The following is a 14,801-nucleotide window of genomic DNA, read 5'->3' as shown; positions in this document are numbered from 1 at the left end:
CTGCGGTGAACGGCGGTTTGCTGACTCTTGAGGAAGCATGCGACCGTTATGATCTTTCGCTCGAAGAATTTCTTTCCTGGCAAGAATCCATCGACAAGTCCGGGTTGCCCGGGTTGCGAATCAGCTATCTTTCCCAATATCGTACAGAAGATCGGGCACGGCAGGAACAGCACGATCTCGCAGGGTCGCAACCGCCTGAAGATCCCTATCCGGATCTTCATTAACCGAAAGCCCAAGCGATGCCAAATAGTCGTGTTCTCGTCATCGACGAAGAGAGCGCCTTTGCGCGTTTTTTGCAGGACGGTCTCGAGCAGCGCGCAATATCCGTAGCCTGTATCTATTCGCCGGGAGATGAGAATGGAGCCAGAGCCTTTGCTCCCAATGTCATCGTCGCCGACAAAAAAATGCTCTCCCATAAAAACGCGAGCCTGTTGCGCAATTTCGGCAATGTTGGGCGCAAATTGCCGCTGGTTCTGATGACCGGAACAGACGCAAAGCTGCAACATGGCAGCGCAGCATCGGCGCGTGCAGGCAAGGCGCAAATCGTCGCCACTATAGCCAGGCCGTTCGAACCCGATATGCTCGCCGAGCTGATTGATCGACATGCGCAAGACAGTCAGAAGGTCGATCTGGACTCGGAATATATAAAGGCGCTGATTGCCAGCGACCGATTGCTCGATAATCTCGTCGTCGAATTTCAGTCCAAACATGCTCTGGCTGACGGCCGTGTGGTCGGTTATGCGGGCTTGTCGCGGCTGAAAACAAGGTGCGCGATCAGTCCGGCAACGATTTTTTCAGCCGCAACGGAAATGTCTCTCGAAATAGAGGCGACGATCAATGTCATCGATCAGGTGATGAAATTGGCGGGCGCGCTGCGCAAATCCCGCAAAAGCGTGCCGGTATCCTTCAACTGCAGCGCGATATTGCTAACCCAGGCTGATTTCGTCGATGCGCTTTTTGCCCGATTGCACAAATCCCCGAATTTGCGCGGGTCGGTAATCATGGAGATCACCGAGGAGAACCGGGTTGCCAATATCAAGGTCGTTGCTGAAATCTGCCGGATGTTGACCCGCTATGGACTTGCCGTGTCGATTGACGATTATGGCACCGGCCACAGCAATCTCGACCGGATCGCAGAAATCCCATTTGCCGAATTGAAATTGGACAAGGAAATTTTCTGGGCCTTTTGCAATAATCGCATGCCGATCGCGATCCTGGGTTCGATCATTGATTTCTGTCATATGCGGGGTGCCAAGGCGGTGGTCGAGGGCATTGAAACGCCCTTCCATCTTGAAAAAGCGCGGCTGCTTGGCGCCGATCATGGGCAGGGATTCCACTGGGGCCGCGCCGTGCCACCACAATATCTGGTCAAGGACTGGCGCGGCTTCTGATTGTCGGGTCGATACAGTATCAAGAGCCGCAGGGGCGATTCCGGCCTGGTCTTGCTGGTCTTTTCGCGGGATCCGGGCCCGATATTCTGACGCTGTTCACGAAGGCGCGACAGCCATCAGCAAAAAGCACAACCAAAAGTCGCCGACCAGCATTCCTGAAACTTAACGGATTCGCATATCGGATCAATTTACACTATGATGTGTGTCATTAGAGCGGCTTGAAGGAAATGCCATGAAACAGCTTAGCGCATTGGATGCGATGTTTGCTTATACGGAAACACCGAACACGCCGATGCATATCGGACAATTGCTGATTTATGACCCCTCGACCGCACCCGGCGGCCAGGTCGGGTTCAAGGACATATTGCGCTATATCGAAGGGCGTCTCGACGGAGCACGGATTTTCCGCCAGAAACTGGTGCGGGTGCCGCTCGATCTCGATCATCCCTATTGGGTCGATGACGCGAATTTCGATCTCGAATATCACGTCCGCCATATTGCCCTGCCGAAGCCGGGCGACTGGCGGCAATTGTGCATCCAGGCGGCGCGCATCTATGCCCGGCCGATGGACATGAACAAGCCGCTCTGGGAATATACGGTGATCGAGGGGCTGGACAATGTCGAGGGCGTGCCCAAGGGCAGTTTCGCGATGCTGCACAAGATGCACCATGCCGCGATTGACGGCCAGTCCGGCCTGCAAATGACGCTGGCGCTGCACGATCTCGATGCCGAGATGAAACCGCGCACATTCGATATGCAGTTCGAACCGGAAAAGGATCCCAATCCGATCACATTGCTGGCCAAGGCCCAGTTCAACAATATCGCCAATCCGGTACGCGGGCTGCAGAATCTGCAGAAGCTCCTGCCGATGCCGAAACGGCTGCTCGACGTCCAGCGGCAATATCGTCAGCGCGATGATGCGAAGGGCAGCATCCCCAAGACCCGCTTCAACAAGAAGCTGAGCCCGCACCGGGTCTTCGACGGGCGTGAATTTGCCTTGTCCGACATCAAGAAAATCCGCGAGGCCTTCCCTGGCGCCACGGTGAACGACGTGATGATCGCGGTGGTCAGCGGATCGATGCGCGAATATCTGAAAGCCAAGGATGGCCTTCCGGACAAGACGCTGAAAATCGGCGCGCCGGTATCGGTGCGGACAGATGATGACAAGGATAGCGCCGGCAATCAGGTGACGATGATGCAGGTCGGCGTCGGCACCCATCTCGCAGATGCTGGCGAGCGGCTGAAATTCATCATGGAGGAAACCCGGCGATCCAAGGCGATGACCCAGGCGCTGGGTGCCAAGACGCTGATGGAATTGTCGGGCGCGATGCCGGCCGGTCTGACGGCGGCAGGGACCAAGATGATGGTTCGTGCCGGGCTGGTCGAACGGCTCAATCCGGCGGTGAATACGGTTGTCACTAATGTCCCGGGACCGATGGTGCCGATGTATTTTGCCGGCGCCAAGCTGGTCAAAAGCTTTGGCATGGGAATCCTGGCCGAGGGGCAGGGACTGTTCCACGTCGTGACCAGCTATAACGGCAATGTCATCCTGACCTTTCTGGCCGACCGCAATATCATGCCGGATCCGGAATTTTATGCGACTTGCATTTCCCGCAGCTTTGCCGACCTGATGGGGGCGGCGTCCAAGGAAAAGGCGGCGGTGGAGAAAGCGGCCAAGACCAAGAAGGCCAAGCAACCGAAAAAGCCGAAAAAGCGTGTATCCGCTTCTGCCGCTACGGCAGGCAGGCGCCGGATGAAAACGGCTTCAAAATAGCGGCCTTGCCGCTTGACTCGTCGGGCCTGATTGCGCATCGCTTTCGTTAATCATTCAATTAAAGAAGGACTCGCCATGAGCAAAGTAGAATTTAACGACCGCGTCGCCATCGTCACCGGAGCTGGCGCTGGCCTGGGCCGCGAACATGCCAAGGAACTGGCGCGGCGCGGCGTCAAGGTTGTCGTTAATGATTTTGGTGGCGCCCGCGACGGCACTGGTGGTTCCGCCACCGTGGCCGAGCAAGTGGTTGCCGAAATCGAAGCCGAAGGCGGCGAAGCCATGGCAGCCGGTTGCAGCGTCACCGACATGCCAGCGGTCGAGAAAATGGTCGCCGACGCGATTGCCAAATGGGGCCATGTCGACATTCTCGTCAACAATGCCGGCGTGCTGCGCGACAAGAGCTTCCACAAAATGACCATGGAAGATTTCCAGTTCGTCATGGATGTCCATCTGACCGGTAGCGCCAATTGCACCAAGGCAGTCTGGGATCATATGCGCGAACGCCAATATGGCCGGATCGTGATGACCACGTCTTCGACGGGTCTCTATGGCAATTTCGGCCAGGTCAATTATGGCGCCGCGAAACTGGCTCTGGTTGGCATGATGAACAGCCTGCATCAGGAAGGCGCGGGCAAGGGCATTCACACCAACTGTATTTCGCCTGTTGCTGCGACCCGCATGACCGAAGACATCATGCCTGAAGCAGCGTTGGCGGCTCTGGTGCCCGAAGCGGTCACCCCGGCCGTGGTTTACCTGTGCAGCGATGGCGCGCCATCGAAAACGATTTTGACCGCCGGTGCTGGCGGCTATGCGGCGGCGAAAATTTTCGAAACCGAAGGCATCTGGCTGCCGGTTGAAGAACGCAGCGCCGAAGCGATTGCCGACAATATCGACCAGATTCTCGACGAAACCGGCATGCAGGAATATGCCAATGGCGGCGGTCAGGGCGGTAAATTCTTCCGCCGGATGCAGGAAGTCATGAAGGGCTAGTCAAAAGCGAAGCTTTGGAATTTCCGTTAGTGGTGAGCTTGTCGAACCACGCCTCTCGTCGATAGGCACCCTTCGACAGGCTCAGGGCTAACGGTTCGCAAAACGCTATCTAGGAGAAAAAACATGCCAGTAATCAAACCAAGCGAACTCGAGTCCTGGAAGGGCAAGGAGGTCGGTGTTTCCGACTGGGTTGAAGTCGGTCAGGACCGGATCAACAAATTTGCCGATTGCACCGAAGATCATCAGTTCATCCATATTGACGAAGAAAAAGCCAAGGCCACACCCTTTGGCGGCACCATCGCCCATGGCCTGCTGACACTCTCGCTGTTGCCCAAATTATCCTACGGCACGACGCTGGGTCTAGAAGGCACGGTTATGGGGATCAACTATGGCTTTGACAAGGTCCGCTTCCTCAACCCGGTCCGCGCCGGATCCAAGGTGCGCGGACGCCACACATTGGTCGATGCGGTCGAGAAACAGCCGGGCCGCTGGTTGCTGACCTACAATGTTGTTGTCGAGATTGACGGCATCGAGACGCCGGCGCTGATCGCCACCTCACTGGTGATGATCGTGGTTGGCTAAGCCGATAATATCATATTTCGAATGAGGGGCTCCGGACTGGTTTCGGGGCCCTTTTTCGTGATTGGTCCGCTCCGCCGGTCTCAGGCGGGGATCAGCACGTTGTGAAGCAGCGGATCTTCCATCGCCCGGCCTGCGCCATTGGCAACACAGGTCAGTGGATCATCGGCAATGGTGACCGCCAGTCCGGTCTTCTCGGCAATAAATTCGTCAATCCGCCCCAATAAGGCACCGCCGCCGGTCAGGACAATACCCTGATCCATGATGTCCGCCGCCAGTTCCGGCTTGCTATGCTCGAGTGCATTGAGCACGGCCTCGGCGATCTGGCCGACCGGTTCGGCGATGGCATGGGCAATTTCCGCTTCGGTGATGGCAATTTTTTTCGGCATGCCGCTGACCAGGTCGCGTCCCTTGATATGCATGGTCCGTCCGCCGTCGACCGGGCTCATCGCGCTGGCAATTTCATGTTTGACCAATTCCGTGGTGGTTTCACCGATCGCCAGATTATGCTTGCGGCGGATATGCGAGGCAATGGCATCATCAATCTTGTCACCGCCCATGCGGATAGATGTGCTGTAAGCCAGTCCCTGCAGGGACAATATCGCGACTTCCGTTGTTCCCCCGCCAATATCGACCACCATCGCACCAGTAGGTTCGGTGACCGCTATTCCTGCGCCGATCGCCGCCGCCATTGGCTCTTCTATGAAAAATATGCCGGATCCGCCGGCATTGGAGGCCGCAACGCGAAGGGCGCGAAGCTGCACATTGGTCGAGCCGGAGGGGATGCAAACCACAATATCGAAACGCCGCAACATTCCGGTCTTTTTCTTGTGCACTTTGTGGATGAAATGCTTGATCATCTGCTCCGCGACATCAAGATCAGCGATGACCCCGTCTTTGAGCGGGCGAATGACCTCAATATTGTTCGGCGTTTTGCCCATCATCAGCTTGGCATCGCTGCCAACGGCGCGCACCTTTGTCACCCCGTCAATGGTCTCGAGCGCAACGACGGAAGGTTCGTTGAGCATGATGCCGCGATCGCGCACATAGATAAGTGTGTTGGCCGTACCGAGATCGATCGCCAGGTCATGGGACCGGAGCTTGAAAAAACTGTGCATAAAATTGGGGGTACTTCAACTAGAGCGGCCAAAATGCCACTGGCACATGATGGGAAATATTGGGTGACAGTGCGCCAATGAACCTGCGCTGTATAGTCATTCCACGCCAGCGGTCTGCCCATTCGTCATATAGGTGCAAAATTCGGTTGAAGCGTTCTGCAGCGAGCCGTTAGGGCATCTGCATATTGCGGCAAACTGCTCTTCATGGACGGGCGAAGACGTTTCAACCGGCGGTGCGTGATGGTGCGATAGCCAGCAGGGCAGGCAATATGATATGGACCAGGATCGCCTTTCGGCCCGGCCCATCCGGAATGCCATGTCAGGCGGTGAACAACAAAGCCGGATTAAAGATTTGGCATCTATCCCAAATCATGTATTATTGTATGTAGAACTTACAGATAATAGCCAGCCGCTATATAATTTTAGACAGGAATGATCATGTCCAGCTCCGCTCAGAAGACACAAGATATATCGAATGAAATCGCCCGTATATTCGCTTTGCAGAGCGCGCATCAATGGGATGTCAAAGCCACAACGGCCGAGCAGCGCAAGGCCAAGCTGCAGAAGCTGAAATCCGCAGTAGAGGCACATGCCGACGATATAGTCGCAGCGGTGCTGCAGGATACCCGCAAGCCCGAGCAGGAAATCCGGGTAACCGAAGTGTTGAACGTGACCGCAAATATTCAGCGCAATATCGACAATCTCGATCAATGGATGACGCCGACCGATGTCATTCCTTCGATGAACCCCGAGGACAAGGCAAAAATCGTCTATGAGGCGCGCGGCGTGTGTCTGATCCTCGGCCCGTGGAATTTTCCGCTCGGCCTGACCTTTGGTCCGCTGGCGGCGGCCATTGCCGCAGGCAATTGCTGCATGGTCAAACTGACCGATCTATGCCCGGCGACAGCAAGTATCGCGAAGACCATTGTCGAGGAAGTGTTCGACGACAATGAAGTGGCGCTGTTCGAGGGTGATGTCAGCGTTGCCACAACTCTGTTGGACCTGCCGTTCAGTCATATCTTCTTCACCGGCAGTACCCGTGTCGGCAAGCTGGTGATGGCGGCCGCAGCCAAGCATCTGTCCTCCGTCACACTGGAACTGGGCGGCAAGTCGCCGGTCATTATCGATGAGGGCGCAGATATTGCCAAGATCGGCGCGGCGCTAGCCGGCGCCAAGCAGTTCAACGGCGGCCAGGCCTGCATATGCCCGGATTATGTGTTCGTGAAGGAAGAGCAGAAGGAGCAGCTGGTCGAAGCCTTCCGCACCAACGTCGCGCAGAATCTCTATGGCGAGGACGGCACGATCAACAAGGAAGCCATTGCGCAGATCGTGAATGAGGGCAATTTCAACCGCGTGAAGGGCCTGTTTGACGATGCGGTTGCAAAGGGCGCGACCGTCGCCGTCGGCGGCACGTTCGATGAAGCCGATCTTACGGTCCACCCCACCATGCTGACCGACGTCACACCGCAAATGACGATATTGCAGGAAGAAATTTTTGCGCCGTTGCTGCCGGTGATGACCTATGAAACGCTCGACCAGGCGATCGGCTATATCGAGGCGCACGACAAGCCGCTGGCGCTCTATCTGTTCAGCGACAATGAGGCCAATGTCGAAAAGGTCCTGAACCGGACCTCATCCGGCGGCGTGACCGTGAACGGCGTGTTCTCGCATTATCTGGAAAACAACCTGCCCTTCGGCGGCGTCAACCAGAGCGGCATGGGCAGCTATCACGGCTATTTCGGTTTCAAGGCCTTCTCCCACGAACGCGCCGTATATATGCATCAGGGCTGATAGCGATGTCATGACCACCGGCGAGTGCGATCGGGCGGGCGTGAAGACCATGTCAGCGACGAAGTTCCAAAAGCAGCAGTATTTTCTATCGGAAATGCTGCTGCTTTTTTGATTGTCGGCTGTTAGCTTCCATCATGATAGAGATCATCTCCGTACAGATACTGATTTCGGGCATCTGCAAAGCGGTTATTGTCGAAGATCAAAAACGGCCCCGCTTCCGCTATGGCAGGGCCGACGCTCAGTCGTTTGAACTTACAGGAGCTACATTTCATGCCCGCACCGACGAAAATCTTGCTTGCCACCGATCTGACAGCCAGAGGGGACCGGCCGTTCGCCCGGGCCAAAATGCTCGCCGACATCTGGAATGCGGATCGGACCTTGTTGTTTGTAAACAGCCCCAAGACCGAGGTGGATATTGCGAAAGTCGAGGCGCTTCTGCTGCGCAACTACGGGGCGGATGCCGAGGGCTGCAATCTGGCGATCAACTATGGCAAACCGGCTCACGTCATCGCTGATACGGCGGTGCAGCTGGACAGCGACCTGATCATTGTCGGCGCTGCCCGCCACAATGATATTTCCGATTTTTTCCTCGGCACGGCGGTCGATCATCTGCTCCACCACGCGGCTGCCCCGGTGTTGATCGTCAAAGAACGACCGCGGGCCAATTATGGCCGTATCCTGGTGGCGACCGATTTTTCCGATTTTTCCGCTCATGCGCTTCGCACGGCGCTGGAGTTTTTCCCTGGCGCAAAAATCGAGCTCGTCCATGCTTATCATGTCGCTTATGAAGCCTGGCTGAAATCCGACGGCGTCGCGGATGAAATGCTGTCCGATGCGGAAAAGGAATTGCAGGATTTCATGGCCGGCATGAACCTGTCGGAGAGCGATGCGTCGCGGGTCACCCCTCATCTCGTCGAAGGCAATCTGCACCAGTCGGTCCACAATATGCTCGATACTGGCGATTTTGATCTGCTGGTCCTCGGAACGCACGGGCGGGGCGGTTTTGTCATGGCAACCATCGGCAGCCGCGCCAGCGAAATGATGGGCTGGTCGCCAGTCGATGTGTTGATGGTCAGAAAACCTGCCTAGGTTCCGATTCTAGGCCAGTTCTGGAGCAAGCGCTTCCTGATGTTCTGCAACGGCCTCGCCGGTCAGGCGGCGATATAAATGCCATGTGGCATGGCCGAGTACCGGCAGCACGACGAGCAACCCCAGGAACAGCGGCAGCATCGCGACAAACAGGGTAACCGCAATGACTATCGCCCAGATCAGCAGGACAAATTTGTTCGAGCGCACGGACGCCAGGCTGACGATGATCGCCGTGATAAAATCGACATTGCGATCGACCAGCATCGGCAGGCTGACGACGGTGATCGCATAAAAGGCCAGTGCCATCAGCGCCCCGACGATAGTGCCGACCAGCAACATCATCAGGCCCGCGCCGGTGGCCAGCAGCGCAATTGATTCTGATCCGATGCCGGATTCCGCCAGAAATATGGCAAAAATGCCATGTGCGACCATGATCCAGAATCCGAATGCGACGAACAGGATCACGCCCATGCTCAATATTTGCTCGTCGCCGCGCCCCCGCAATGCCCCGAGGACCGCGCGCCAGCTCATCGGCAGGCCGGCTTCCCGGCGGCGGCTCACTTCATAAAGTCCGACGGCGACAAAGGGCGCGAGCAGCGGAAATCCCGCTGCGGCCGGGACCAGCCAGGCAACCTCGCCGCGGACAAAAAGGGCAAAATAGATGAACATGCCCGCAATCACATAAATGGCTGCGAAGAACAGCCCAAATGCCGGATAGGCCCTGAAATCACCCCAACCCGCTGCCAGTGCGGCGCGAAGGTCCCCCAGCTTGAGATCGCTTGCGACCGCTGATGGCGCGATCTGAGCCTGTTTGCTTGTGCTCATGACATCTCCTCCCCGTGGAAATATCAGAGGAGAATGCATCAATTTCTCCGTTATATCAAGTTTCGCTGGGGCACGGCTCGTTTGGCGCGCTCTGCCGCTTGCTGGATTATCGGGGGCTCTGCTCTTCAATCAATCACAGGGATAGCGACTCAAACCGTGCCGGCGATCCTGATACACTGGCCGGTCACCCATTCCGAAGCCGGGGCACAAAGATATAGCGTCAGCGCGCCGATATCCTGCGGCGTGCCCAGCCGTCCGGCGGGCAAGCCGAGCTTGTCGGCAAAGCCGATGAAATCCTCATCCGTCATGTTCAGCGCCCCCTTGACCGTCTCGGTCGGCACAAAGCCCGGCAGGATCGCGTTGACCCGCGTTTTCGGGCCGAGTTCATGGGCGAGCGTTTTGGTGAGCATCAGCACGCCCGCCTTGGCGGCGCTATAATGACCGCTGCCGGGGAACGGGTCTTGTGCGGCCAGCGAGCTGGTGTTGACGATCCGGCTGCCCTCGCCAAAATGCTTGCAGGCCGCGCGGACGCCATAGAAGACCGAGGTCAGATTGGTTGCCAGAGTCTTGTCCCATTCCGCTTCATCCAGTTCGGTGAGCGGCGCGGACACCAGCGAGCCACCGGCATTGTTGACCCAGATGTCGAGCTTGCCAAATTCGTCCACCGCGCGCTGGGCGAGCGCGTCCATATCCTTGGCGCTGGTGACATCGGTGGCATGGGCAATCGCCCGGCCGCGACTGTTGCTGGCGTTGATTTCGTCCGCCACACGGCTGATCTGGTCGATGCTGCGCGAGGCGCAGACGACATTGCAGCCGGCATCGGCCAGTGTCCTGGCCATGCCTTCGCCGATACCCCGACCGGCGCCGGTGATGACGGCGACTTCGCCGGTGAGGTCGAACAGGGGGTTGGTCATGGTTCTTCTCCGAGTTTTTCCTCTCCCATGGGGAGAGGCAAGTGAAACTTGCCAGCTTTTCTGGCTAGTGGAACTCAGTGAGGGGTTTTCAACTTTGCAGGGATAACCCCTCACCGACTGCGACCAAGCCTATCGGCCAAGTCTTCGTTGCCTCTCCCCATGGGAGAGGATGAAAATTATTCCGCCGCTTCCAGCACTTCCGCCTGTTTCGCTCTTACCCGAATGGGAATTGCGCTCATCAACGGAATGCCGGTGCGCTTGTCAAAGTCGCGGTCGTTATACGACAGCCGCCCGGTATTGCCGCCCGCGCCCAGCGGATCCTCTTTCTCATCGGGATTGGTGCCCCAGCTATGCGGCAGCGAGACACAGCCGGGACGGACGGTCTTGTCGGCCTTGGCGACGCAGCTGATGAAGGCGCGCGCCGATTCCACCTCGACCGGCTGGTCTTCGGACAGGCCGAGCGCTGCCATATCGGTCGGGTGCATGAAGGCGGGGTGATGCGGCACGCGTTTGCGCTGGACCGGATCTTCGTGCCAGTTGCTGTTGTGGATTTCGGTCATCCGCCGTCCGATCATCCGGAAGGGGAACTCGCCATCCTCGACCGGCTCACCCAGCTTCGCGGCATATGCTTCCAATTCTTCCATCATCGCGCCATTGCCAACCGACAATTTGCCTTCCCAGCCAGCCGGTTTCGGTTGCACGAGCAGCGCCTGCGCTTCAACGATCTTGCCCTTTTGCACCGCTTCATCTTCGTACAGTGCGGCGATATCCGCCGGACAGCCATTGAGTGAGGCTTTCCACGCGCTGATCGGATCGGGGGTTTCGCCCGGCGGGAAAGATGTCGCCTTTTCCTCGCGCTCGTCGGGATGGGCGAGCAGCGCCCAGGACTTGACCTTGATCGTTTTGTCCATTTCCGACGCCAAAGCGTGGATGAACTGATATTCCTCGCACAGATCCGCGCCTTCCGGCACGTCCATGATCGGCAGGCTGGCCTGCGCATAATTATTTTCAAAGCCCCAGCCAGCGCCAAAGCCGCCATAGATTTCCGGTGCCGCCGTATTGCCATGCACTTCATAATGCAGCTTGGGTGCAATGACATAATCGGCCAGTTCGGCGGTTTTCGACATGCGCGGATCGATGCAGACCAGCAGATCAAGAGCCTTCATCGCCTCAAAAGTTTTCAGCTGATCGGGCCAGGCGAGCATCGGATTGCCGCCTAACACGATCAGGGCCTTCACCTGCTTGTCACCAGGCGTCAGAATTTCATCCGGCAGAGCCGAGGTCGGCATGCCCGAAATACTTTGCTCGAGATCGCGGCTGTGCAATTTTCGGCCGAAACCCCAGGCCTGCATCGGGCCGGGCGTGGCGGCAATTGGCGGTGCGGGCTTGGTGAACACGCCGGTGCGGCGGTTGAGATCGCCTTCGCGCAGCCAGTGGCCCATGATCGAGGTCAGCGCGAGGTTGAGATATTCGGTGATATTGCCGCCGCCCGACATATTGGTGCCGGTGCCGCCGCTGATGCTGGCTTTCTTCCAGCTGCCATACATGCGCGCTGCGCGCACGATATCTTCTGCCGCGACGCCGGCTCGATCGGCAGCCGGTCCGGCATCAAAAGGTTGCACGGCTTTTTTCAGCGCTTCGAAACCCTCGACATCACCGGCGACGAAATCCTTGTCGTACAGCTCTTCGTTGATCACGACCTTGGCAATGGCGCCCAGCAATATCGGATCCTGGCCGGGGCGGCACTGCAGGTGGATATCTGCTTGCTTTGCGCTGTCGGTCACGCGCGGGTCGATCACGATCAATTGCATCCCGCGCTTCTTCGCATCGTGCAGCTTCTTCGCCGGGTTCATGCCGAGCCCACCGTTCATCGACACCACCGGATTGGTGCCGATCAGCATCAGCCCGTCCCAGTCGCCGACCCGCGGTGCACCGGCGAGCCAAGGCCCGATCAGCGCGCGGGCAATGCCCTTGCCCGGCTGGTCGATGGTGACACTGTCATAGACCGAGGTTGATCCGATCGATTCCATCAGCGCCAGCATGAAGGCATGGGCGTTGACATTATTATAGCCGAACGTGCCGACATAGGAGGCTACCGCATCGGGGCCATGTTCGTCGATGATCCGTTCCAGCCGTCCGGCAATTTCCTGCGCTGCAGTGTGCCAGTTTATCGCCTGTTTCTCGCCCTGTTTCATGCCCGCGTAGCTGGTCAGCAGCCGCGTGTCGAAACTGTGATAATTGGCCAGCTGCCGCCCCTTGATGCAGCTATAGCCTTCAAATTCGGGATTATCCTTGTCGCCATGGGTCTTGACCGGGACACCGTCCTCGAAATCTACGATCAATCCGCAATGGGCATGACAGGCCCGGCACATGACATGTTTTTGTCCACTAAAAGTTTCGCTGATCATTTTTCTCTCCACAGGCTCAATTTAGCAGGTTCCGGCCATTGCTTTTTGCTATTTAATCGTTCAATTAACCCACTAGTGATTCAAGCAATATCGCAGGCAATGGGGCCGAGCCACTGGCCCTATTGACAGGAAATCTGGAGCAAGACCTATGGCCGACAAACCGAGTGCAGCTGAACTGAAGGATTATGCGGAAGCAGCCGACGCATGGTTCAAGGAAAATACCGTGCGCGATCCCGGCTTCATGCTGCCATTGACCTTCATGGAAGTGTCGACTGACCAGCAGTTTGATTTCCTCCGCGACTGGCAGCGCAAGGTCTATGAAGCCGGCTATCTTGGTGCCAGCTGGCCCAAGGAATATGGCGGCGGCGGTCTGCACAGCGAATATCAGCGCGTCGCTACCCGGGCGATGAAGAAATATGACGCGCCAATCATGATCAATGCGATTGGCAATGGCTGGGCCGGACCACTGATTCTCGATCTTGGCACCGAAGAGCAGAAGCAGAAATACATCAAACCGATGTTGAGCGCCGAAGATATCTGGTGTCAGGGCTTTTCCGAACCGGAAAATGGTTCCGATCTGGGCAATGCGCAATTGAAAGCGGTCAAGGATGGCGACGACTATGTTCTCAACGGTTCCAAGATCTGGACCTCGCTGGGTGACCGCGCAAAATATATGATCCTGCTCGCGCGCACCGATTTTGACGCACCGAATAAATATGCGGGCCTCAGCTTCTTCCTCAATCCGATGAAGATTGACGGCATCACCACCAGCCGGATCAAGAAGCTGACCGGCGAATATGGCTTCGTCCAGACCTTCTTCACCGACGCCCGCATTTCCGGCGACTGCCTGTTCGGCGGCGAAGGCAATGGCTGGTCGATGGCGATGAAGACGCTGGAATATGAGCGCGGCGCCAAGGTCAAGCCCGTGGGCGGCTATTTCGTCAAGGAACTGGACGTGATGGAAATTGTCGAACTGGCGAAAAATTCGGTCCGCAATGGCAAGCCGTTGCTCGACGATCCGGTGATGCGCGACAAGATGACCCAATATATGATCGATATCCAGGCGCTGAATCTGAACAACACCCGCCGCCGGATGCCGCAATTGATGCAGGACCGGCCGATGGGACTGCCGCTGATGAACAAGCTGGCGCGCACCGAATTGATCCGCGAACTGACCGAATTCTCGCTCGCTTTTCAGGGCACCAAGGCCGGCTATTATGTCGGCGACGAAAATGCAGTCGATGACGGTTATTGGCATCGCAGCTATCTCAACAGTTTTTCGGCTACCATCGGTGGCGGTACCTCCGAAATTCAGCGGAATATCGTAGCGGAACATGCGCTCGGATTGCCGAAAACAAGATAGGATACTGATGATAGTCGCCGTTAGTACTGAGCTTGTCGAAGGACGCCTGTCGACGAAAAGCGTGGTTCGACAGGCTCACCACTAACGGTTCAGTTTGGAAATTGAGGGAATATATGGATAATTTAGGCACAATCGGGACAACCGAAGAGCAGATTGAACTGATGGACGTGGCAACCAATTTCTGTCGCGACAAGAGTCCGATCGACAAGGTGCGCGGACTGATCGACGACGATCTTGGCTATGATCCCGGTATCTGGAAGGAAATTGGCGAACTCGGCTGGCTGGCGATCGCGATTCCCGAGGCGCATGACGGGGTTGGCCTGTCGATGGCGGAAGTCGTGCCGATTGCCGAGCAAATGGGCCGCAATCTGATGAGCACGCCTTTTGGCTCGACCACGCTGGCGGCCCAGGCCCTGCTGGCTGGCGGTAACGAATCCCAGCAGGCCGAGTGGCTGCCAAAAATCGCGGCAGGGATGGTGGCAACGCTCGCCCTGCGCGAGGACAATGGCGACTGGGATCTGGCCAATATCGACGTCACGGCGGTCGAGAGCGGCGGCAC

Annotated in this window: 13 protein-coding genes; 9 read left to right on the top strand and 4 right to left on the bottom strand. The window is 57.2% G+C overall.

The genetic code is table 11. From position 1 onward, the window contains the following. The 5 genes from V7665_RS07130 to V7665_RS07110 all read left to right on the top strand — a co-directional run. Window positions 1–224, top strand: a 224-nt coding sequence (locus V7665_RS07130) for a DUF1153 domain-containing protein (protein ID WP_335663845.1), incomplete at its 5' end; no start/stop codon positions are given. A 15-nt stretch (window positions 225–239) separates the two neighbouring features. Further along, the gene (locus tag V7665_RS07125) at window positions 240–1,391 is read left to right on the top strand and encodes an EAL domain-containing response regulator (RefSeq protein ID WP_335663844.1); all 1,152 of its coding nucleotides are present in this window, start codon (window positions 240–242) and stop codon (window positions 1,389–1,391) included. A 232-nt stretch (window positions 1,392–1,623) separates the two neighbouring features. Next, the gene (locus V7665_RS07120; RefSeq protein ID WP_335663843.1) at window positions 1,624–3,165 is read left to right on the top strand and encodes a WS/DGAT/MGAT family O-acyltransferase; all 1,542 of its coding nucleotides are present in this window, start codon (window positions 1,624–1,626) and stop codon (window positions 3,163–3,165) included. A 75-nt stretch (window positions 3,166–3,240) separates the two neighbouring features. Then, on the top strand, window positions 3,241–4,155 hold the full coding sequence (locus V7665_RS07115) for an SDR family NAD(P)-dependent oxidoreductase (RefSeq protein ID WP_335663842.1): 915 nt from the start codon (window positions 3,241–3,243) through the stop codon (window positions 4,153–4,155). 123 nt (window positions 4,156–4,278) lie between these two features. After that, window positions 4,279–4,737, top strand: coding sequence for a MaoC family dehydratase (locus V7665_RS07110; protein ID WP_335663841.1), 459 nt, complete (start codon window positions 4,279–4,281; stop codon window positions 4,735–4,737). 80 nt (window positions 4,738–4,817) lie between these two features. Here V7665_RS07110 and V7665_RS07105 read toward each other — a convergent pair whose 3' ends face one another. Continuing rightward, the gene (locus V7665_RS07105; protein WP_335663840.1) at window positions 4,818–5,852 is read right to left on the bottom strand and encodes a rod shape-determining protein; all 1,035 of its coding nucleotides are present in this window, start codon (window positions 5,850–5,852) and stop codon (window positions 4,818–4,820) included. A gap of 438 nt (window positions 5,853–6,290) precedes the next feature. Here V7665_RS07105 and V7665_RS07100 point away from each other — a divergent pair, with 438 nt between their 5' ends. Further along, a complete protein-coding gene (locus V7665_RS07100; RefSeq protein ID WP_335663839.1) occupies window positions 6,291–7,643 on the top strand; it encodes an aldehyde dehydrogenase family protein in 1,353 nt (450 codons plus the stop codon). Between the two features lie 270 nt (window positions 7,644–7,913). Then, the gene (locus V7665_RS07095; protein WP_335663838.1) at window positions 7,914–8,732 is read left to right on the top strand and encodes a universal stress protein; all 819 of its coding nucleotides are present in this window, start codon (window positions 7,914–7,916) and stop codon (window positions 8,730–8,732) included. 9 nt (window positions 8,733–8,741) lie between these two features. On the opposite strand, the gene V7665_RS07090 is transcribed toward V7665_RS07095, so the two are convergent. The 3 genes from V7665_RS07090 to V7665_RS07080 form a co-directional block, all read right to left on the bottom strand. Beyond that, the gene (locus V7665_RS07090; protein ID WP_335663837.1) at window positions 8,742–9,557 is read right to left on the bottom strand and encodes a DUF2189 domain-containing protein; all 816 of its coding nucleotides are present in this window, start codon (window positions 9,555–9,557) and stop codon (window positions 8,742–8,744) included. Window positions 9,558–9,706: 149 nt separating this feature from the next. Next, complete coding sequence (locus tag V7665_RS07085; protein ID WP_335663836.1) at window positions 9,707–10,471, bottom strand: SDR family NAD(P)-dependent oxidoreductase; 765 nt, start codon at window positions 10,469–10,471, stop codon at window positions 9,707–9,709. A gap of 176 nt (window positions 10,472–10,647) precedes the next feature. Beyond that, complete coding sequence (locus V7665_RS07080; RefSeq protein ID WP_335663835.1) at window positions 10,648–12,879, bottom strand: molybdopterin-containing oxidoreductase family protein; 2,232 nt, start codon at window positions 12,877–12,879, stop codon at window positions 10,648–10,650. Window positions 12,880–13,027: 148 nt separating this feature from the next. On the opposite strand from V7665_RS07080, the gene V7665_RS07075 reads away from it, so the two are divergent. Then, window positions 13,028–14,242 carry an acyl-CoA dehydrogenase family protein gene (locus tag V7665_RS07075; RefSeq protein WP_335663834.1) on the top strand — a complete coding sequence of 405 codons (1,215 nt, stop codon included), beginning with the start codon at window positions 13,028–13,030 and terminating at the stop codon, window positions 14,240–14,242. 113 nt (window positions 14,243–14,355) lie between these two features. Continuing rightward, window positions 14,356–14,801: acyl-CoA dehydrogenase family protein (locus V7665_RS07070; RefSeq protein ID WP_335663833.1), on the top strand; the 446-nt coding region annotated here is incomplete at its 3' end.

It is taken from the genome of Parasphingorhabdus sp., assembly GCF_036964675.1.
Lineage (GTDB): Bacteria > Pseudomonadota > Alphaproteobacteria > Sphingomonadales > Sphingomonadaceae > Parasphingorhabdus.
Note: the sequence above shows the minus strand (reverse complement) of the source record. Positions and strands in the feature narration are given on the sequence as shown.